The organism is Fibrella aestuarina BUZ 2, from assembly GCF_000331105.1.
GTDB classification, from domain to species: Bacteria; Bacteroidota; Bacteroidia; order Cytophagales; family Spirosomataceae; genus Fibrella; species Fibrella aestuarina.
Window position 1 is genome coordinate 6,342,810 of record NC_020054.1, and the last position, 20,637, is coordinate 6,363,446.

A 20,637-nucleotide genomic window follows, 5' to 3' on the forward strand; every position below is an offset into this window, starting at 1 on the left:
AGAGCTTCAGGGCGAAGAGGGAAACCCACAAAACAAATGACACTCAAACAGACCATTATGGGCCTTTCGCTGCTAACCACAGCCGCGTTTGCCCAGACTCCGCTCGATCGGAGCAAATTGCCCGCGGATGCGCCCGCGCCGCAAATCAAAATCGGGAACCCCGAAACGTTCACGCTGCCCAACGGCCTGAAAGTATTCGTGGTCGAAAACCACAAGCTGCCCCGCGTAGCCGTGAACCTGGTGCTCGACCGGGAGCCGCTGCTGGAAGGCAACAAAGTGGGAACGGCCAGCTTCGCCGGTCAACTCCTGCGCAACGGTACTAAAACTCGCAGCAAAGCCCAACTCGACGAAGAAATCGACTTCATCGGCGCCGATCTGAGCACCTCGCCCACCAGCGTATTTGGCCGGTCGCTGAGCAAAAACGCGGGTAAGCTGTTCGAACTGATGTCGGACGTGGTGCTGCACCCGGCGTTTCCGCAGGCCGAACTCGACAAGCTGAAAAAGCAAACCAAATCGGCGCTGGCATCGCAGAAAGACAACCCCAACGCCATCGCCACAAAGGTGGCCAACGTGGTGATGTTCGGCAAGAACCATCCCTATGGTGAGCAGCAGACGGAAGAGACCGTCGACAACGTGACGCTGGCCGATGTGCAGACTTACTACAATACCTATTTCAAACCCAATATTGGCTACCTCGCGGTAGTGGGCGACATCACGCCGGCGCAGGCCAAAACGTTAGTTGAGAAAGCCTTTGGCAGCTGGCAGCGTGGCGACGTACCCAAGCCAACGTACCCGGCGCCGGCAGCCGTTGGCAAAACCAAAATTGCGCTGGTCGACCGTCCGTCGTCGGTGCAGTCGGTGATCAGCGTGGGGTATCCCGTGGCTCTGAAACCCTATTCGCAGGAAACGATTCTGGCCAGCGTGATGAACGACATTCTGGGTGGTTCGGAGGCGCGCCTGTTCAACAACCTGCGCGAGAAACACGGCTACACCTACGGCGCTTACTCGAGCCTGTCGGGCGACCGGCTGGTTGGGCGCTTCCGGGCGGGTGCCAGCGTGCGCAACGCCGTAACGGATAGTTCTGTGGCCGAAATTATGAACGAACTGAAGGCCATCAGCACCACGCCCGTAACGGCCGCCGAGTTGAAGCAGACGAAAAACGCGTTTGGCGGCAACTTCATCTTCACGCTCGAAGACCCGCAGACCATCGCCAACTTCGCCATCAACACGGCCCGTTATGGCCTGCCCGCCGACTTCTTCCCCAACTACCTGAAGTATGTCGACGCCATCACCGAAGCCGACGTAGCAACGGCTGGTAAGCAGTTCATTAAACCCGAAAACGCGGTGATCGTGGTGGTGGGTAAGGCGAGCGAAATTGCCGACAAGCTGAAGCGGTTTGGCGACATCGAGTATTACGATGCCAAGGGTAATCGCGTGGAGGCGCCCAAAGCGGCCGCCGCTGTACCCGTTGGCCTGACCGCTCAGCAGGTGATTGATAAATACCTGGCGGCCATCGGTGGGAAAGAGGCGCTCTCGAAGGTGCAGGACATGACCATGCAGATGAGCACCGAGATGCAGGGCCAGAAGGTGACGATGATCCGCAAAGCTAAAGTGCCCAACAAGTCGGCTATGTCGGTGATGGTGTCGGGGCAGGAAATGATGAAAACGGTCAGCGACGGGAAGTCCGCCAGCCGCACCATGCAGGGCCGCAGCCAGAATCTCGAAGGCAAAGACCTGGACATGACCATTCAGGCCGGGATGTTCCCCGAACTCTATTTCGCCGACAACAAGGTCACCAGCGTGCTGGAGGGCACCGAGAAAGTCGACGGGAAAGATGCCTACCGGATTAAAAACAGCACGCCCGGTGGCGCCACCTGGACTAACCTGTACGACGTAAACACGGGCCTGAAACTGCAAACAATCTCGATGCAGCGCGGGCCGCAGGGCGAAACCGCCGTAGCCGTCGATTACGCCGACTACAAAGATGTCAACGGCATCAAAGTGCCCTACACGATGATCCAGCCGATGGGCCCCATGAAGATGACGCTCACTGTAGATAAAGTCGAAATCAACAAAAGCTTGAGCGATGCCGACTTCACGGTGAATTAATCCTAAACCTATAAGGCCTTGGAGACCTTATAGGTTTTACTCCATATGATTTCAAACCTATAAGGTCTCCAAGGCCTTATAGGTTTTTTTGTACCCCACACCGTAACTACAACACAATCAACTATGTACAACGTACCGCTATTACCCGGTGCTTATTATCACGTATATAACCACGCTGTCGGCGAGGATAACCTGTTCAGGGAACACGAAAACTATTTGTACTTTTTGAAGCGCTACGCTGACTACATCACTCCCGTGGCACGTACCTACGCGTATTGCCTGATGCCTAATCATTTCCATTTCCTGATACAGACTCGGGAGGAAGACGCCTTGCTGAGCCATTACAGGCAACTAAAGCAGGTACGTTCTTTTTCGCCTCATCCACCCGACTACCCCGCCTTTGTCATACAACAATTCAGTAATTTGTGTAACGGCTATGCCAAAGCGATCAATCGTCGGTATGCGCGCCGTGGCGCTTTGTTTGTGGATTACGTCCGCCGGAAGATGATCACGGAGGAGACTTACTTTACGAACTTACTGGCATACATTCATCGAAATCCCGTTCATCACGGTTTTTGTAAGACGGCCACCGATTGGGCCTACTCGTCCCTGTTGGCCATTGGCAGCACAAAGTCCACCCAATTAGAGCGCAACCAGGTACTCGACTGGTTTGGTACGCTTGAGGCATTCCTTGCTTTTCATCAACAGCCCTTAGCGCCGCCTAAAGGAGAAGATTGGGAATTTGGCGGCCACTCGTAAACCTATAAGGTCTCCAAGACCTTATAGGTTTGGAATTTCGTTGTCTTATAAAACACCTGATTCGGCATGAAGATCATCATCTGCGTTATCAGCTTTGTGGCCCTGCCTTTGGTCATGCAGGCCCAGATCCGTATCAACGACCCAACGAAGGTGGTGCAACGGCGGGTAGAGTCGGGCATCAACACCCGGGTGAACAAAGAAATCAACAGGGGGATCAAAAAGGCGGAAGACAAGGTCACCAGCAAGTCGGCCAAGAAACCCAATAGTCCGTCGGCTCCACCGGCTGAGCGCCCAACCACGAACCGAAATCCAACCGAAACCCGCCCAACGGAGACTCGTCCGGCGACATCGGGCAGTTCGGTTGGGTACGTACCTGGCACGGGCGCCACGGGCCCCTATAGTCAATTCGATTTTGTACCAGCCACCACCATTATCCTGGCCGATGATTTCAAGCATACTAAACTGGGCGATTTCCCGGCGGGCTGGAACACCAACAGCACGGGCGAAGTCGTCACAATCCGCAACATTCCGGGGCAGTGGCTTGCCCTCAGCAAGCAGGGGCAGTACATGCCCGAAAGCGTTACCGAGTTGCCAGAGGAATTTACCCTGCAGTTCAATCTGGCCTGCTCTACGCAGCTGACCGCCGCCTCAACGGCCTTCTCGACGGCGTTTGTCGCGATGAAAAAACCGGCCAAAGAATTTGCACAGTGGACCTACGGCCGCACCGAAGGCGGGCATGGGGTAAGTTTCACGCTGCATCCCTACGACACCAACGGGCAGAACGGCAACAGCGAACTGCACATCATCGCTCCGCGCGACGAACGCCTGACTAACAAAGTCGCCGTGCAGTCGTTCATGACCAAAGGGCGAAACCTCGTACGCGTATCGGTGTCGCGGCAGCAGGAGCGGTTACGCGTGTACATCAACGACGAAAAAATCTGGGACGTACCCCACGCGTTCCAGCCCAAAGTCGATTATTCGTCGATCATCTTTGCGCTGGGCGAAACGCATCAGCCCAACGAGTTTTATTACCTCAGCAACCTGCAATTGGCCGTGGGCGCCCCCAACACCCGCAAGCAACTGCTCGACAAAGGCAAATTCGTGACGCGGGGTATTCATTTCAAGGCCAACAGCGACCAGATCAAACCCGACTCGAACGGAGCCCTGCGCGACATTGCGGCCGTGCTGAATGAGAACCGCACCATCCGCGTGCTGATCGTCGATCATACCAACACGGAAAGCAGTGATGCCGACAATATGGCGCTGTCGAAGCGTCGGGCTGAAGCCGTGCGGGCCGTGCTGGCCAGCCAGTTTGGGGTCGATGCCAGCCGCCTCAGCACCGATGGCAAGGGCGAAACTCAGCCCGCTGTCCGGGCCGATTCGCCCGAAGGTCAGGCCAATAATCGCCGCGTTGAATTCATTCGTCAGTGATAGACAGGCTATTGTCTAAGGCGGGTTGAGGCAACTCAAAGCCCTGTCGTTCGGTTTTAGGTATAGTCCCCGGCTCCGTCAGCAGCTATCCCTGGCGGCGGCCTCGTTCTGCGTATGCCTCGTTTCGCGTTTGTTCTGCTCCTGTTTCTCGCCGCCTGTTCGGATAAAAAAGAGCGCCCGGCCGCCGCTGCCGACGAACCCAGCTACACGGTATTTTTCATCGACAAAAGCCTTAGCAACAGCAGCCTGGAAGGTGCCAGAGCTACTTATGAGCGGGTGATCCGGGAAGCCATCGCCGACAATGTGCATCAGAAGGGCGACAAGGTTGTCGTGTATTTCATTCACGACAACACGGCCAAAGCCCGTGCGCTTTCACTGACGGCCCGTACCCCTTTGCCCGAGGTAGAAGGCGCCAGCCCCACCGACCGCGAAGCCGCCCAGTCAGATTATGAATTGCAGTTGACCCGCGAACAGGCGACGCTTCAGCGGCAGGTACTGGCCAAACTCGATCAGGCCAATACCAACAAATCCAACCAGCATACCGACATCTGGGGGAGCCTCGACGTGCTGGCGCGCGCCGATGAGTCGGGTCGTCAGGTACGTGCCTATTACCTCAGTGATATGGTCGAGAGCATGAGCGGGGCCGATCGGCGTGATTTCCACAAAATGCCCCCCGCCAGCAACGAACAAGCCGACGATTGGGCCAAAGCCGACGCCAAGAAGCTCGGTGAGCAGTACGCCATCGGGTCGCCGAGCGTCCGACTGGTCCTGCCCTTTGCGGCTACGGCGTCGGCCAAGGAAAACAACCCTACCGTCACGCGCTACTGGCATACCCTGCTGGAAACGATGGGCGCACAGGAAGTGACGGAGTAGTACAAAGTGCCCATTTATCGATTCCCACCTATGCCCCCCTCCCATCACACCGACGACTACGGCCACCTATTGGCCGATCTTAAGACAGCCATTCGACAGGCCCGCCTGCGCGCTACCCTGGCCGCCAACGCCGAACTACTACACCTCTACTGGTAACTAGGTATTGCTATTCTGGAACGCCAGAAAGTGGCGCAGTGGGGTGATAAAGTGACAGCACAGCTAGCAGCCGATTTGCAACGTGAGTTTCCTGAGATGAAGGGTTTGTCACATCGCAACATCAAGTACATGAAGCAGTTTGCAGCGACTTATCCTGACTTCTTAATTGGGCAACGGCCCGTTGCCCAATTACCGTGGGCGCACCATGTGATTTTACTGGACAAAGTAAATTCGTCAGAGAGCCGGGCCTTTTATACTGCTAAAGCGCTGGAAAACGGCTGGTCACGCGATGTGTTGAGCCTGCAAATCAAGTCGGGATTGCACGAACCGGGGTTGGGGAGGTGCAACGCATTACGGCATGCGCCTACCGCCTGCTGGCTTTCAGTTCCATGCGGACGGTTTCGCCGCTTTTGCTGATCTCTTCTATGTTCACCACAAAGGCATTGTCGTCGAAGCGGGCAAGTTTCCGGCCTTTGCCATACAGGTCGTACCCGTTACCGTTGGTTTGAATCTCCATTTCCTGCTGGTAACTAATATTTTCGACGGCAGCCCCCTGCTGAAACACCGACTTATCAATCACCGTCGAGACGGTCAGGTCGATCCGGTTTTCGGCTTTGCGCTCCACCTTGATCTGCGACGACAGCACCGGCTTGCCATTCAGCAGGATTGGGTACTGAATCACTTGCTGTGGGTACGTTCCCGCCTGCATTTCAATCGTATTCACCTCGTACGTACCTGCCAGACGGCGGCCCCGATCGGGCGAGGTGGCGGGCGACACCGTCGAGTCGGCGGGTGATGAACAGCCAGCCATCGCCAGCAGAAAAGCCATTGGGTAGAGTAAGCGTTTCATAGACGAGTTGCGTTAAACGTAAAGTTGATTGGAACGGGGAACACGTTAAGCAATAACCTTAGCAAAGTAGCTGATTGGTAGCAGACTAGCTACATAAAGTTAGCCAACTGCCCGTGTGTTGATGCGCCTTTCGCCACGTGTGCTATCTTGCATTTCCCACAAATCGCCTCCCCCATGCGCCGCCCCTCACTGCCTCTCACAGCGCTCCTTCTTCATCTTACCTTTTTCATCTTTCATTCCACCCTGGCGCAGGTCGAGAAGGCACCGGCGCGCAAGAGCGGCGAAGGGGGCGGGCCGTATAACCGGCTCATCATCCGGGGCGTCACGCTCATCAACAGCACGGGTGCGCCACCGATGGGGCCGGTGGATATTGTGGTGGAAAAGAACCGCATCGCGCAGATTCAGCAGGTAGGCTACCCCGGCGTGGCTATCGATCCGAAAAGCCGGCCCAAAGCGGGGGCGGGCGATCAGGAACTCAACTGCGACGGCATGTATTTGATGCCGGGGTTCGTGGACATGCACGGGCATATTGGCGGACAGGCGCAGGGAGCCAATGCCGAATACGTCTTTAAACTCTGGCTCGGCCACGGCATCACCACCATCCGCGACCCGTCGGCGGGTAACGGGCTGGATTGGGTGCTGGAACACCGCGCCAAAAGCGACCGCAACGAGATTGTGGCCCCGCGCATCAAAGCCTACACGGTATTCGGGCAGGGTAGCAAAGCCCCCATCACCACCCCCGACCAGGCCCGCGCCTGGGTACGTCAGAACGCCGAACGGGGTGCCGACGGCATCAAGTTTTTCGGGGCTGAACCAGGCGTCTTTCGGGCGGCGTTGGACGAAAACAAAAAATTAGGCCTTCGCTCGGCCTGCCACCACGCCCAACTGGAAGTGGCCCGCATGAACGCGCTGGCTACCGCCAAAGCCGGTCTGACCACGATGGAGCACTGGTATGGTCTACCCGAAGCCCTCTTCGCCGACCGGACCGTGCAGGACTATCCCGCCACCTACAACTACAACAACGAGCAGAACCGTTTCGAGGAGGCGGGCAACCTCTGGCAACAGGCCGCCAAACCCGGCACCGACCGCTGGAACAAGGTGATGGATGAACTCATCGCCCTCGATTTCACCCTTGACCCAACGTTCAACATCTACGAAGCCAACCGCGAACTGATGCTCGCCCGCCGCGCCGAGTGGCACGACGACTACACCCTGCCTAGCCTGTGGCGTTTCTACGGCCCCAGCCGCATCTCGCACGGGTCGTACTGGCACAATTGGGGCACCGAGCAGGAAGTGGCCTGGAAGAAAAACTACCAGCTCTGGATGGCGTTCATCAACGAATACAAAAACCGGGGTGGACGCGTCACTGCGGGCTCCGATTCGGGCTTCATCTACCAGCTTTACGGCTTTGCCTACATCCGCGAACTGGAACTCCTGCGCGAAGCCGGTTTTCATCCGCTCGAAGTGGTGCGGGCCGCCACCATCAAAGGGGCGGAAGCGCTCGGCATGGCCGATCAGATCGGGTCGGTGGAAGTGGGGAAACTGGCTGATTTCGTCATCGTGAAAGAAAACCCGCTCGCCAACCTGAAAACCCTGTATGGTACCGGAGCCATTCACCTCAACGAGAAAAACGAAGTCGAGCGCGTCGGCGGCGTGACCTACACGGTGAAAGACGGCGTAGTCTACGACGCCAAACAACTACTCGCCGATGTGCGAGCGTTGGTAGCTGAGGCCAAAAAGAAAGAGAATTTCGAGATCACGCAGCCGGGCATTGCTCCCAAAGCCGCCCAGCAAGGATCAGGCAAGCAATGAGTACCAATCTTACTCAATTGTGAATGCATCAGCGTCGAGATAGGCGGGGAAGCGGGCGCGGAAGGCGCGTAAGTCGTCGAGTGAAAGTGTTTGTTGATGCACCACTTCGGTATCGTATTGTCGGAACAGCACCTCACCCTTGAAGTCAATCAGGGCCGTGCCGCCTGTGTAGGGGTGGCCGTTGCCGTCGGTGCCTACGCGGTTGACACCCGCCACGTAGCTGAGATTTTCAATGGCGCGGGCCTGCAACAGCGCGTCCCAGGCCGTTTGGCGGGGCGCGGGCCAGTTCGCCACATAAAGCAGCAGATCGTAGTCGAGTTGATCGGGGGCAATGAGCTGATTACGGCTCCAGACCGGAAACCGCAGGTCGTAGCAGATGAGCGGACAAATGCGCCAGCCACGCCAGGTACGTATCATTCGCGACGTACCCGCCGTGTACGTTTTCTCTTCCCCCGCCATCCTGAACAGGTGGCGTTTGTCGTAGGTGGCAAACGTACCGTCGGGCTCCATCCAGACCAGCCGGTTGTAAAACTGCCGACTGCCCCCCTCCCGGCTGCTTCCCTCCTGCACCACGTAACTGCCCGTAATGGCCGCGTTGGTTTGCTGCGCCAGTTGCCGCAGCCACCGAAACGTGGTCAGGTTCATGGGTTCGGCCACCGCCGCCGCGTCCATCGTGAAGCCCGTCGTGAACATTTCGGGCAGCACAATCAGATCGGTCGGCTCGGGCAGGTTGAACAGCGTCTCCTCAAGCATCGCCCGATTCGCAACCGGGTCGTGCCAGTGAAGGGCCGTTTGGACGAGAGTTAGGTGCATAGAGGCAATGAATAATGTACAATGAACAATGTATAATGGGCTTTCGCGTAAGCAGTGGACCTGCTAGTTCATTGTACATCGTACATTATCCATTGTACATCATTTTGAAAAACGCATCTTGTATTCCACGTCGACGTTGCCTTTGGTGATGTCGGCGAGGCGCTTTTTGAGCAGTTGCCGTTTCAGGGGCGACATGTAGTCAGTGAAGAGCTTGCCGTCGAGGTGATCGTACTCGTGTTGAATGATCCGGGCAGCAATGCCGTCGTATTCTTCCACATGCTCGTTCCAGTCGAGGTCGACGTACCTGATCTTGATGAATTCGGGGCGGTACACATCGTTTCGGATGCCGGGAATGCTGAGGCAGCCCTCTTCAAACGCCCATTCGTCGCCGTCTTCTTCCAGAATTTCGGGGTTGATGAACACCTTCTTGAACCCCACCAGAGACGGGTCGAACTCGTCATCATCGGGCGTTTCGTCTTCGTTCATGGGCGTACCATCGACCACAAACAGCCGTAGGCTCTGCCCAACCTGCGGCGCGGCCAGGCCCACCCCCGAAGCGGCATACATTGTTTCAAACATATTGTCGGCCAACGTCTTCACATCAACCTGACCTTTCTCGATCTCTTTGGCGCGCTTCCGCAGAACCGGATCGCCATAGGCTACAATTGGGAGAATCATATCACTTGTGCTTCATGGTTGCTGTTTAGCGGTTGGCGTTCCTGCTCTGGCAACAACGTCAACCGCTAAACAGCAACCATCAAACCTATTTTTTACTTTCCATAAATGATTGCAAAATGATCGTCGCGCTGACCATGTCGATGGCCCCTTTCTGGCGACGGTCTTTTTTGCTCGTACCACCGGCGATCATCGCCTGCAAGGCCATCCGCGACGTAAACCGCTCGTCGTGCTGGTAGACGGTCTGCTCGGGAAACACCGTTTTAAGCTTTTTAATTAGCCCCCGCACCGCCGCTGTCGTGTCGGTGTCGGAACCATCGGTATTGGTTGGCCACCCCACCACAAACCCCTCTACCGGCTCGGCCGCCGCATAGGCCTTCAGCCGGTCGATGAGCGTGTGGGTCGGCACCGTTTCGAGCGCCGTTGCAATCAATTGCAGCGGGTCCGTAACGGCCAGGCCGGTCCGTTTGTTTCCGTAATCAATCGCCACGAGTCGCGCCATAGTGTGGGCAAAGGTACGGCGAAAGGCGATTAGCGACTTCTTTTCGTAACTTTGTATATTGAGTTAGCTGTTATTCGGATTATGAAAGCACCCAAGCCTCTTACCGTGCGCGAACCAGATAAAACAACCAGACCGAAGAAAAAACGCAGTCTGGATAACTCGTCCTTGTTACCATTTTTCGGTAAGAGTCCTGAGGGTATTTGGGACAAGGATATCCATACGGGCGAAGGGGACAATAGCTTCTAATGGATGAGCTCATTCTTGATACGATCACGTTAGATTACCTCACCCGTAACCAGAAGGCACTTTCTTCAGCCGCCCGTAGGCGAATCGAACAAGCCGATACGGTCTATGTCTGCGTAGTCAGCATGTGGGAGCTGGCTAATCATATTCGCGAAGGACTCATCGTGTTGAACGCCGATTTCGACACGTTTTATCAGAAAGCCTTACAGACACTGGGCATTACGCTACTGGACACGCAGTGGCTGGCGCTCAACTACCTGTCTACGTTCGATTACCAAATCATTAGTAAACCCTGGCAGCGAACGATTAAAAACACATTGATAACGGGTATCAAGCAGGAACTACACAAAGACCCGTTCGATCGGATGATCATTGCTCACGGCCTGACCATGAACCTACCCGTTGTGTCGCCGGATACACTCTTCCCCTATTACGCTGATCGCGGATTGAAGGTCATCTGGTAAGATCGCGTCACGGTTCGTTTTCACCTCAAACAATGGCGGCGAATAAACGTACCAGAGGCAGCTTCGTCCCATTTGTCATTTTCTCAGAAAGGCCTTCAGATGGACAGGGATACGTTGCGCCCCTAACCAATTTTTGCGCCGCGCCGGTTCGTTCGTTGAATTATACTAGTTTTAATTCTTGTTAACCCAGTATGACTGACACCAACATGGAGTTGCGCTCAATTGAAAAAGCCACCAGCGCCATCGCCGACAAGTACCGCCTGTCGATCCTGATGCAATTGGCCAAGCAGGAAACCATGACCAGTTCCGACGTGCAGGAGCTGACGGGCCTCTCGCAGCCCTGCGTGTCGCACCACGTCAAGCAGCTGACCGACAGCGGGCTAGTGGAAGCCCAAAAAGAAGGGCGTAACCTGTTTCTGCGCCTTAACAAACCGGCTTTGCAGGAATTGGGTGAGTTTCTGAAAAACCTCGGCTAAAATTTTTCAGCAACACATCCAAACTTTTAAATCTTTAAATAGGTTGTCCATCCGAATCGTACTAACCAAATCAACATGGCAACACAGCTTTTCGAACCTGCCCAATTGGGTAATCTGACCCTTTCTAACCATATCGTGATGGCCCCCATGACCCGCAACCGGGCCACGGCGAGCCACGACGTGACCGACATCATGGCTACGTATTACGCGCAACGGGCATCGGCCGGTCTGATCGTAACGGAAGGCATTGCGCCGTCGCCCAATGGAAACGGTTACGCCCGGGTGCCGGGTATCTACACCGCCCAGCAGGTAGCCGGTTGGAAACAGGTAACCGATGCTGTCCACGCGGAAGGCGGTCGTATTTTTGCCCAGTTGATGCACACGGGGCGGGTAGGTCATCCGGTCAATATGCACGAAGGCGCACAGATTCTGGCCCCGTCGGCCGTCGCTGCTGCCGGCCAGATTTACACCGATGAGCAGGGCATGCAGGATCACCCCACGCCCGAAGCCTTCACCATTGACCAGATCAAAGCCACCATCCAGGAGTTTGTTACCGCCTCGAAAAACGCTATTGAAGCCGGTTTCGACGGCGTCGAACTGCACGGCGCTAACGGTTACCTGATCGAGCAGTTCCTGCGCAGCACCAGCAACCAACGTACCGACGAATATGGCGGTAGCGTAGAGAACAACGCCCGGTTTGCGCTGGAAATCGCCGAGGCTGTATCGACCGCCATCGGCAAGGAGAAAGTAGGCATTCGCCTCTCGCCCTATGGCGTGTTCAACGACATGCCCTACGATCCGGCTTTCGACGCCCTTTACCATTACCTCGCCAAACAACTGAACGACCACGTGGTGTACGTGCACCTCGTCGATCACGAAAGCATGGGCGCGCCAGCCGTAGCCCCGGCAATCGTTGACGCTGTTCGCGAGCATTACACAGGTACCCTCATACTGAGCGGTGGCTACACCGCCGAAACGGCCGAAGCCGCCCTCGAAAGTGGCCGCGCCAACCTGGTCGCGTTTGGTCGTCCGTTCATTTCAAACCCGGATCTGGTTGAACGCCTGAAAACCGGTGCCGACCTGAACCAGCCCGACTTCTCGACCTTCTATTCGCCTGGCGAAAAAGGCTATACCGACTACCCGACCCTGGCCGAAGTGTCCGCCTAAGTCAGGTACGTTTCCAATAAATGTAAAAAGGCCCGTCGCAAGCGACGGGCCTTTTTTGTGCTCTAGGTGGTGAATCAGGGACGTACCCGGTAGATACGATAGCCATCGCCCCCCGGCGGACCGTCGATTTCTTTGACCACCTCCACCTGTCGGCCATGCTCGGCTACGATGTCGAGGAAGGGGCGGCAATAGAAATCACGAAAACGGGCCACTTCACCGGGTTTCATCGGGTTGGTCGTGTCGATAAATAGGTATTCACCCGGTTTCGCCAGGAATTTTTGGGCAAATTCCGCATGGTCTTTCGCCCGAATAGTCAGGAACTTGTGCGTGACGTTGAAGAGATACGCCAGCTCGTAATACTTATCGGGCTGTTGTGTCATCGTGATCAACTGCGTGGTGCAGGCCCCGCCCACAATGACGAATTTCTGGTTCTGCGGGCGCGCATACTCGATCAGTTGGTTGATCGCCGCCCCGTGCAGGAACGGCTGCCGACGCAGGCCTTTGATCATAAAGAATTGCGTGGCCAGCACCAGCCCGAACAACCCCGCTACCGTCAGCCCCATGCCGATCCGGGATGCCGTTGCCGGACCAGGCAGACGTGCCCACAGCCACCGGATGGCGTACAGCCCGGACAGCGTAGCAAACGGGTAGACGGCAAAAATGTGCCAGCCATAGCGGGCCCGTTCGGTCACAAACATCTGTGCCAGCAGTGCAAACAGAATGGCCGTCGAGAACAAAAACAGGCGATCCTGCGCCGCTAGGGGGCCAATCAGCCGGGCGCGGAGCAGCAACGTACCCGCCACGACCACCGACGTACCCAGCAGTAACGTCGCCACGATGGGCTGAACGGAAAAGAGCCACTGCGGCCAGCCGCCAAAGCCAAACCAGTAGGTATACACCATCAAGCCCGAGCCGCCCATGACGTCGCCAAACAGGTCGAAGACGCGGAAGAAGGGTTCGGCCAGCCCTTTTTCGTTGCCGATTTTCTGGCCAAATACATCGAACAGCCGGTTAGCGACGAGCAGATACGCCACGGCCAGCAGGTACGTTCCTCCGATCGCCAGCAGAGCCTGCGTCCGTTTCGCCAGTCGTGCCTGCTGCCACCAGTCGAACGCCCAGCGCCCGTAGGCCACCACCAGCCCCACGTAGAAGGCGTTGATGTACCAGATGAAATTGAGTTTGTTGAACTGCCCCAACAACAAGACCACGCCAATCCATATAACGTAACGTACCCGGCTTGTTTGAACAAAGCGCAGCCATAAGGCGATCGACGCGATTTTGAGAAACAGCTCGATGGCGTTAGGGCCGGTATCAAAGCGGGTGTAATGGACAAAGCTCGCGTCGAAGGCCAGAAAAAAAACGACCACCAGCGCCATCAGCCAACCCCATTCGCGCCGGACAAGGTCGGCCAGCCAGCATAGCCCCCCGATTGTGAGCAGCGCCATTGGCAGGCGAATCGACCAGATCGACACGCCAAACAGCTTGAAAATCGGGTAATAGAGCCAGGCTTTGAGTGCCCCGATGTAGTCCATCAGCAGAATAGGTACGTCGCCCCACTTCACAAAGTTGAACAGGTCGGGGTCGACGCCGCCCAGCGCCGCGTTGCAGAACAGCAGTTCGTCGTAGCCGAGCGGAATGCCCGTAAGCCGATAACAGGCAAAAACGAGGTAGATAGCGGCGGCAAGGCCCAGCAGGAGGTAATAGAAGGCAGGCTGAGGCGAAGAAACAGAAACGGTGGCGTGAGACCGCGCAGGATCAGATACGTGATGCATACACCGTAAAATAACGGCCCGATACTGGTTAATCCCAACAATCGTTAGGCTGTGCCCGTTTTATCGGCTCTCCGCAAGCCATACCTTTCTATCGTCCACGTACGTACCTTTGCGGCTTCATTTTCAGCATAAACAGCATGAGCTTACTCACCGTGGGGTCGGTCGCCTTCGACGCACTGGAAACTCCGTTTGGCAAAACCGACAAGATCATCGGCGGCGCTGCCACCTACATTACCCTGTCGGCTTCGTACTTCACCCCCACCAATAACCTCGTTGCCGTGGTGGGCGACGATTTCCCGCAGTCAATGATCGACACGCTCGTGAGCCACGGCGTCAACGTCGACGGGTTGCAGATCCGGCAGGGCGAAAAAACGTTTTTCTGGTCGGGCAAGTACCACAACGACATGAACAGCCGCGACACGGTGGAGGTACAGCTCAACGTGATGGAAAACTTTGACCCCATCATTCCCGATCAGTACCAGAACTGCCAGTACCTCATGCTGGGTAACACGGCCCCGGCCATTCAGCATCAGGTGCTGAAACGGCTCACCAACCGCCCGAAACTGGTGGTGCTCGACACCATGAACCTCTGGATCGAGATTGCCAATGCTGACCTGAAATCCCTGCTCAAGGATGTCGACGTGCTGGTATTGAACGACGAAGAAGCCCGGCAACTCACCGGCGACTATGCGCTCGTGCGGGCTGCCGCCAGCATCCGGGCGATGGGCCCCAAAACGGTCATCATCAAGAAAGGCGAGCATGGAGCATTGCTCTTCCACGAAGACCGCATCTTTGCCGCTCCCGCCCTGCCGCTGGAAGAAGTGTTTGACCCCACGGGGGCGGGCGATACGTTTGCCGGTGGCTTCATTGGCCACCTCGCCAAAACCGACGACCTCTCGTTCGATAACCTCAAACGCGCCATCATCTACGGCTCAGCGATGGCTTCGTTCTGCGTCGAGAAGTTCGGTGCCGAGCGCATCCTGAACCTGACCCAGGATGAGATTCAGGCTCGCGTCGATCAATTCGTCCGGCTCTCGGCGTTCAGCGTGGAGATGTAATTTCGAACGCAATGGTTAGCGCTAAGTGTGCGAAGCCATTCGGCTCGTTATCAATCAGTTTACACATAAGAATGGCGCAGGGAAATTCGTTTTCTCTGCGCCATTCTTATTGATACGAACTCGACAATGCGTCGCGCTACCCATCTTTTTCTGCTGTTGATCTTGACCCAAGCCGGGTATTGCCAGGTCCAAACCAGCCATACCCTGGTAGAAAACCTCGCCTCGCGGTTTGTTTACCGCCCCCAACTCGATTCGTCGATCAACGTCAATACCCTATCCAGAGAGCAATGCAATCAGATCATCGAGCGCATGCATGTGATCGATCAGCAATACCGTAGCGAGCTCGGTTCCGATATGAGCAGGCAAGACGAGGCAGCACAAAAAGCGGGACGGCTGATGACCATCAACGACCAGAGCAATCAGGCGATTTTGCTGAAAATTCTCCATCGCTTCGGCTGGCCTTGTGATGACCCGAAGCGGCAGCTCGGCTACAAAGCATATATCATTGCGTGGCACGCCCGAGGTGATTATGATAAGATGGCGGCCTTTTATCCTTACCTGCAACGGGCAACCCGATACGGTTGCATGCACCCCGCTCACGAACAGGAATATAGCACCTGGCTAACCAACTTAAAGCGAGTGTATAGGCGATGACTCCCGCTAACCGCACACGTCAGTAGCCTACTTACGTACCTGATTGAAGATAAACAGGTCGCTGAAGGCCCATTGCCCGTCTTTCTGCTGCCCGCGTTGAATGACGAGTTGCGTGGGCGACCGACGTTCGTAGATGATGCGAATCGAGCCGTCTTCTTTCTCGAACAGCGCCTGATTTTTCTGTGCACTGATAAACGCATAGCGATCCGACTTGTCTTTTTCCTCGACCCCGATCATACCGGGTTTGAAATGCTTGACCATCGCCACCGGCCCGCGCTCCGTCTGCTCGAAGACAAACAGTTCGTAAAGCGCCGGTTTGTTGTCCTTCATCATGCGGATAAACCCGATGATGTTGTCGCTGGCCGGCGCCGTCCAGGACGCTTCAATGGGCCCGCCGTTATACGTACCCAGCCAATGGCCTTCCAGCAAAGCAACGTCGGCCAGCGAACCGCTTTTCGATGGGGCCGTTTGCGCAGCGGCCGTAAGGAGTGTCGTACTGCTCAGCAGCAGCGCCAGTAATAAAGTTGGAATCGTTTTCATCTGATCAGTAAAAGGCAAATCAGGCCCCGACTTACCACCTTAAGGCAAGCTTGCCTTAAGGTGGTAAGTCGGGCAGTACGAAAAAGTGAGAATTTTAGTCTACTCGGGTTTGCTCAGGCCCACGCGACCCAGTGTCAGGGCCAACGCGACGAACGCCAACGTACCCAGCAGCATATAGCCACCTTCGCCCAGCGCGCCCGCCAGCGCCGGTTCGAGCGACAGGCTCGACAACGCCCGGAATGCCCCTTCGTTGACCGATAGCCCCGCGACCAGCACGCCCGCGAGTGCCCCGCCCGCCACCAGGCCCGTGGCAAACAGATTGCCTTTGCTCAGGTCATCGGTTTCTTCCGTTTCTTCTTCCAGCGGTGCGCCCGAATGCTTCACGATAAACTTTTTCGTCCGCCAATCAATGAAGGCCTTGACGCAACCACCCGCGAAAATGGGCAACGTGGTCGACAGCGGCAGGTACAGCCCCACGGCAAAGGCCAGCGCACTGATGCCCACCAGTTCAAACACGAAGGCCAGCACGGCCCCTACCAGCACAAACTGCCAGTCGAGGTTAAACGATAGCAGGCCTTTGATGAGCGTCGCCATCAACGTACCCTGCGGCGCGGGGTAGCGGTCGGAGCCGATGGCGTGGGTAATCCCCTGCGCCACCAGATCAGGCGTGGGCGTGTCGAGCAGTTTTACAGTAGCGCCAACGACAATCGACGAGACAACAACGCCGACAAACAAGGCCAATTGCTGCGCGCGGGGCGTGGCCCCCACCAGATAGCCCGTTTTCAAATCCTGCGAGGTAGCGCCCGCGTTGGCTGCCGCTACGCAGATCAGGCTGCCCACCACCAGCACCGCCGGTTCGTAGGTACGTCCCGTCAGGCCGATACCAATGAAAATCAGGGCCGTACCCATGATGGTGGCGATGGTCATCCCCGACACCGGCGATGAACTCGACCCGATCAGCCCAACGATCCGGCTGGCGACGGTGACGAAGAAAAAGCCGAATACGAGCACCAGAATGGCAATCAGCAGCTTGGTCAGGTACGTGTCGCCGGGAATCTGTGGCAGCAGCACCATGATCGCCACTAACACCAGACAGCCAATCACGACGGTACGGCCGCTCAGTTCCAGATCCGTCCGCAGTACCGGGCCAGTAGCCGTTTTAGTGTCGCCCTTGCTGATCGATGACCGAAACGACGACACGATGGTCGGGATGGTTTTCAGCAGGGTCATGAACCCGCCCGCCGTAACGGCACCCGCCCCAATCTGCCGGATGTAGGCCCGGTACACCGCCGCCGCCGTGTCGGTAAACGATTGGGTTGCGGGGTTCCAGCCTCCGGGGCCACCCGCTTTGGTCAGGTCGTCGAGGTAACCGAGTTTTTGCAGTTGTAGGGCAATGGTTTCGCCCGGCACCAGCGACGCCAGCAGCGGAATCAGACCCAGCCAGGCCAGGAAACCACCCGCCACGAGCACCGCCGAAATGCGGAACCCGATGATGTAGCCGACTCCCAAGTACTCCGGGGTGATTTCGCCCGCGACCTGCGCCGACGGAAAAAAGCGATTGGTTTGCTTGGTGGCCCAGACCGGCACCTCGGCCACGATATGCAACACTTTTTGCAGAGCGGCATACAGAAACGCCGCGCCCAGCCCCAGGTAGGCCGTCCGGGCGAAGTCGCCACCGCGTTCACCGGCAATCAGCACCGACGCGCAGGCTGTGCCTTCGGGATAGGGCAAGGTGTCGTGTTCATCCACGATCAGCGACCGGCGCAGCGGCACCATCATCAACGTACCCACCAGCCCGCCGATGATCGCCAGCGTCAGGATCGTCCAGTAGTTGAAGAAGTCAGTGCCAGCGCCCTCGGTCAGAAACAAAAAACCCGGCATGGTAAATACCACGCCCGAGGCAATACTCTCCCCCGCTGAGCCGGTGGTCTGGATAATGTTGTTTTCGAGAATGGTGGTGCCCAGAAACCGGCGGCCGAGCGAAATAGCCAGCACCGAAATCGGGATGGATGCCGATACGGACAACCCGGCTTTGAGCGAGAGGTAAACGGTGGCGGCGCCGAAGAGGACACCGAAAAAGGCACCCACCAGGATGGCTTTGAGCGATAGCTCAGCCGGTGATTCGGAAGCAGGGATGAAAGGCAAAGGCAGTGGTTCGTTTAAAGTACAAAGTCCAATGTCCAAAGTTGGGATGCAAACCCGTAATCTGTTGCACTCCTACCAACTTTGGACATTGGACTTTGTACTTTAAACCAGGTACGTTGCCATTTCCTGCTGAATAGCGCGGGCTTCGGCGGCGGCCGCCTCGGCGAAATCGGTACCCGATGAGGCGTAGAGAATACTGCGCGACGCGTTGACGAGCAGGCCACCGTCGGGCGTCAGGCCATTTTTCGAGACATCGGCCAATGAACCGCCCTGCGCGCCCACACCCGGCACCAGCAGAAAATGCTTCGGGGCCAGTTCGCGGATGCGGCACAGTTGCTCGGCCTGCGTAGCCCCCACCACAAACATCAGTTGCTCGTGCGAAGCCCAGGTATTGGCTTTCTCGATGACCGTCTCGAACAGTTCCTGCGTGTCGTTGTCGACCGACTGCCGTTGAAAATCGGCGCTGCCGGGGTTGCTCGTCAGGGCCAGCAGGATCACCCACTTGCCGGGGTAATCAAAAAAGGGCATCACCGAGTCATGGCCCATGTAGGGCGCTACCGTCACGGCGTCGAAGTCGAGCCCGGCCGCCGATTTATCAAAAAACGCCCGCGCGTATAGCCCCGACGTGTTACCGATGTCGCCCCGTTTGGCGTCGGCGATGGTGAAGCAGTCGTCGGGAATATAGTCGAGGGTTTTTTGCAGGCTTTCCCAACCGCGTGGTCCCTGCGCTTCGTAGAAGGCGATGTTGGGCTTGTAGGCCACGGCATAGGGGGCGGTAGCGTCGATTATGGCCTTATTGAACGCAAAAACAGGATCGGGCTCATGCTGCAAGTGCGATGGGAGTTTCTGAATATCGGTGTCCAACCCCACGCAGAGGTAGGATTTTTTTGCCTTGATGAGTGCCGAAAGTGCCTGATAATTCATGCTTTTAATCAATTGCGGTGGGCCAAAAGTACGAACGTACCCGGCGGAAGTCTATTTTTGCTCCTTATTCAGCATCGAAACAACTTCACATGCAAGTGCGTCAAACGGCCATCGACGGCCTTATTGAATTGATTCCCCGCGTTTTCGAAGACGAGCGCGGCCATTTTTTCGAATCATACAACAAGACATTGTTCACGTCGTTGGGCCTGCCGATGGATTTTGTGCAGGATAACCAATCGTTCTCGACCAAAGGCGTGCTGCGCGGGCTGCATTTCCAGAATGAGCCTTTCGCGCAGGGCAAGCTGGTACGGGTCATTACGGGGCAGGTACTCGACGTAGCCGTTGACCTGCGGCCCGACTCGCCCACGTTTGGCCAGTACGAGACCTTCCTGCTCGACGGCAAAATGGCCAACATGGCCTGGATTCCGGAAGGCTTTGCGCACGGTTTTGTGGCGCTGGAAGACAGCATTTTCAGCTACAAATGCACCAATGTGTATAACAAAACCGCTGAAGGCGGCATCCGCTGGGATGACCCCGACCTGAACATCGACTGGGGCATTACTAACCCCAACGTATCAGAAAAAGACCAGATTCTGCCCACGTTCCGGACGCTGTTCCCCCACGTGGTGATCTAATTTTTTTTACGGCCCGCTTTTCCATCAGCCACCTGTTGCCCGATCTGGCGCCATGGGTGGCTGATCTTATAATTGCATTAAATTTCGTTTAAACGAAATTCGTTTAAACAACTATGGGTTATACCTTTACCAGCCCATCAGCCGTCATGAATAAGCCTTATCGCAATGAATATCACCGACTTATCGCCAACCTGCACAAAACGGATGGCTATATCGTCAACTATTTCGCGCAGAAACTGGCGCCGTTCGATCTCTCCGTTCAGCAGTACGTGACGCTTCGGCGGCTCTCTGAAGTTTACCCCAACAGCCTGACGGCCGGTGAACTCAAAGAGAAGCTCAACGACCTAAACCCCGACCTGACCCGACTGATCGACCGGCTCGTTGCAAAGAACCTGGTGGTGCGCGAAGTCGACCCCGACAACCGCCGCCGCGTGAATCTGCGACTTACAGCCGAGTCCAATCAGTTTGTGGAGAAGGTGGCCGTCGAGTTCAATGATTTTGAAGCGGTCGTCAGTCACCTGACCGACGATGAAGTGAATACCCTGAATACACTCCTGACTAAAATTCGTACCAAGTAAG

The 20,637-nt window shown here is 56.4% G+C and carries 22 protein-coding genes; 14 read left to right on the forward strand and 8 right to left on the reverse strand.

Features of this window, described 5'->3' with window-relative positions:
* Nucleotides 1–36: 36 nt before the first annotated feature.
* The 6 genes from FAES_RS26305 to FAES_RS30850 all read left to right on the forward strand — a co-directional run bounded on the left by FAES_RS26305 (nucleotide 37) and on the right by FAES_RS30850 (nucleotide 5,745).
* Complete coding sequence (locus tag FAES_RS26305) at nucleotides 37–2,109, forward strand: M16 family metallopeptidase (protein ID WP_015334242.1); 2,073 nt, start codon at nucleotides 37–39, stop codon at nucleotides 2,107–2,109.
* A 123-nt stretch (nucleotides 2,110–2,232) separates the two neighbouring features.
* Nucleotides 2,233–2,868: a hypothetical protein gene (locus FAES_RS26310; protein ID WP_015334243.1), complete on the forward strand. Its 636-nt coding sequence runs from the start codon at nucleotides 2,233–2,235 to the stop codon at nucleotides 2,866–2,868.
* 66 nt (nucleotides 2,869–2,934) lie between these two features.
* Entirely contained in the window at nucleotides 2,935–4,299 is a 1,365-nt protein-coding gene (locus FAES_RS26315; RefSeq protein ID WP_015334244.1) for an OmpA family protein, read from the forward strand.
* Nucleotides 4,300–4,413: 114 nt separating this feature from the next.
* Complete coding sequence (locus FAES_RS26320; RefSeq protein WP_015334245.1) at nucleotides 4,414–5,172, forward strand: hypothetical protein; 759 nt, start codon at nucleotides 4,414–4,416, stop codon at nucleotides 5,170–5,172.
* Between the two features lie 30 nt (nucleotides 5,173–5,202).
* The gene (locus FAES_RS30780; protein WP_015334246.1) at nucleotides 5,203–5,328 is read left to right on the forward strand and encodes a hypothetical protein; all 126 of its coding nucleotides are present in this window, start codon (nucleotides 5,203–5,205) and stop codon (nucleotides 5,326–5,328) included.
* Between the two features lie 15 nt (nucleotides 5,329–5,343).
* On the forward strand, nucleotides 5,344–5,745 hold the full coding sequence (locus FAES_RS30850; protein ID WP_374755364.1) for a DUF1016 N-terminal domain-containing protein: 402 nt from the start codon (nucleotides 5,344–5,346) through the stop codon (nucleotides 5,743–5,745).
* On the opposite strand, the gene FAES_RS26330 is transcribed toward FAES_RS30850, so the two are convergent.
* On the reverse strand, nucleotides 5,693–6,178 hold the full coding sequence (locus tag FAES_RS26330) for a hypothetical protein (RefSeq protein WP_015334247.1): 486 nt from the start codon (nucleotides 6,176–6,178) through the stop codon (nucleotides 5,693–5,695). The genes FAES_RS30850 and FAES_RS26330 overlap by 53 nt on opposite strands.
* A 174-nt stretch (nucleotides 6,179–6,352) precedes the next feature.
* On the opposite strand from FAES_RS26330, the gene FAES_RS26335 reads away from it, so the two are divergent.
* Nucleotides 6,353–7,990, forward strand: a complete 1,638-nt coding sequence (locus FAES_RS26335) for an amidohydrolase family protein (protein WP_015334248.1) — start codon at nucleotides 6,353–6,355, stop codon at nucleotides 7,988–7,990.
* A gap of 9 nt (nucleotides 7,991–7,999) precedes the next feature.
* On the opposite strand, the gene FAES_RS26340 is transcribed toward FAES_RS26335, so the two are convergent.
* The 3 genes from FAES_RS26340 to ruvX all read right to left on the reverse strand — a co-directional run bounded on the left by FAES_RS26340 (nucleotide 8,000) and on the right by ruvX (nucleotide 9,980).
* Nucleotides 8,000–8,803 carry an amidohydrolase gene (locus FAES_RS26340; protein ID WP_015334249.1) on the reverse strand — a complete coding sequence of 268 codons (804 nt, stop codon included), beginning with the start codon at nucleotides 8,801–8,803 and terminating at the stop codon, nucleotides 8,000–8,002.
* Between the two features lie 99 nt (nucleotides 8,804–8,902).
* The gene (def, locus tag FAES_RS26345) at nucleotides 8,903–9,481 is read right to left on the reverse strand and encodes a peptide deformylase (RefSeq protein WP_015334250.1); all 579 of its coding nucleotides are present in this window, start codon (nucleotides 9,479–9,481) and stop codon (nucleotides 8,903–8,905) included.
* Nucleotides 9,482–9,566: 85 nt separating this feature from the next.
* Nucleotides 9,567–9,980, reverse strand: coding sequence for a Holliday junction resolvase RuvX (ruvX, locus tag FAES_RS26350; RefSeq protein ID WP_015334251.1), 414 nt, complete (start codon nucleotides 9,978–9,980; stop codon nucleotides 9,567–9,569).
* A gap of 245 nt (nucleotides 9,981–10,225) precedes the next feature.
* Between ruvX and FAES_RS26355 the strand changes: the two genes are divergently transcribed.
* From FAES_RS26355 to FAES_RS26365, 3 genes are all read left to right on the forward strand, one after another.
* Nucleotides 10,226–10,687, forward strand: a complete 462-nt coding sequence (locus FAES_RS26355; RefSeq protein WP_015334252.1) for a type II toxin-antitoxin system VapC family toxin — start codon at nucleotides 10,226–10,228, stop codon at nucleotides 10,685–10,687.
* A 191-nt stretch (nucleotides 10,688–10,878) separates the two neighbouring features.
* Complete coding sequence (locus tag FAES_RS26360; RefSeq protein WP_015334253.1) at nucleotides 10,879–11,163, forward strand: ArsR/SmtB family transcription factor; 285 nt, start codon at nucleotides 10,879–10,881, stop codon at nucleotides 11,161–11,163.
* 75 nt (nucleotides 11,164–11,238) lie between these two features.
* Entirely contained in the window at nucleotides 11,239–12,330 is a 1,092-nt protein-coding gene (locus FAES_RS26365) for an alkene reductase (RefSeq protein WP_015334254.1), read from the forward strand.
* A 74-nt stretch (nucleotides 12,331–12,404) separates the two neighbouring features.
* On the opposite strand, the gene FAES_RS26370 is transcribed toward FAES_RS26365, so the two are convergent.
* Nucleotides 12,405–14,102: a glycosyltransferase family 39 protein gene (locus FAES_RS26370; protein WP_015334255.1), complete on the reverse strand. Its 1,698-nt coding sequence runs from the start codon at nucleotides 14,100–14,102 to the stop codon at nucleotides 12,405–12,407.
* A 137-nt stretch (nucleotides 14,103–14,239) separates the two neighbouring features.
* On the opposite strand from FAES_RS26370, the gene FAES_RS26375 reads away from it, so the two are divergent.
* The gene (locus FAES_RS26375) at nucleotides 14,240–15,160 is read left to right on the forward strand and encodes a PfkB family carbohydrate kinase (protein ID WP_015334256.1); all 921 of its coding nucleotides are present in this window, start codon (nucleotides 14,240–14,242) and stop codon (nucleotides 15,158–15,160) included.
* 126 nt (nucleotides 15,161–15,286) lie between these two features.
* A complete protein-coding gene (locus FAES_RS26380; RefSeq protein WP_015334257.1) occupies nucleotides 15,287–15,814 on the forward strand; it encodes a hypothetical protein in 528 nt (175 codons plus the stop codon).
* A 27-nt stretch (nucleotides 15,815–15,841) separates the two neighbouring features.
* On the opposite strand, the gene FAES_RS26385 is transcribed toward FAES_RS26380, so the two are convergent.
* The 3 genes from FAES_RS26385 to pyrF form a co-directional block, all read right to left on the reverse strand.
* Nucleotides 15,842–16,354 carry a DUF6265 family protein gene (locus FAES_RS26385; RefSeq protein ID WP_015334258.1) on the reverse strand — a complete coding sequence of 171 codons (513 nt, stop codon included), beginning with the start codon at nucleotides 16,352–16,354 and terminating at the stop codon, nucleotides 15,842–15,844.
* 99 nt (nucleotides 16,355–16,453) lie between these two features.
* Entirely contained in the window at nucleotides 16,454–18,505 is a 2,052-nt protein-coding gene (locus FAES_RS26390) for an OPT family oligopeptide transporter (protein WP_374755365.1), read from the reverse strand.
* A 96-nt stretch (nucleotides 18,506–18,601) separates the two neighbouring features.
* Complete coding sequence (pyrF, locus tag FAES_RS26395) at nucleotides 18,602–19,423, reverse strand: orotidine-5'-phosphate decarboxylase (protein ID WP_015334260.1); 822 nt, start codon at nucleotides 19,421–19,423, stop codon at nucleotides 18,602–18,604.
* 89 nt (nucleotides 19,424–19,512) lie between these two features.
* Here pyrF and rfbC point away from each other — a divergent pair, with 89 nt between their 5' ends.
* Both rfbC and FAES_RS26405 read left to right on the forward strand, forming a co-directional pair.
* Nucleotides 19,513–20,058: a dTDP-4-dehydrorhamnose 3,5-epimerase gene (gene rfbC, locus FAES_RS26400; RefSeq protein WP_015334261.1), complete on the forward strand. Its 546-nt coding sequence runs from the start codon at nucleotides 19,513–19,515 to the stop codon at nucleotides 20,056–20,058.
* A gap of 146 nt (nucleotides 20,059–20,204) precedes the next feature.
* Entirely contained in the window at nucleotides 20,205–20,636 is a 432-nt protein-coding gene (locus FAES_RS26405) for a MarR family winged helix-turn-helix transcriptional regulator (RefSeq protein ID WP_041259528.1), read from the forward strand.
* Nucleotide 20,637: the final 1 nt, after the last annotated feature.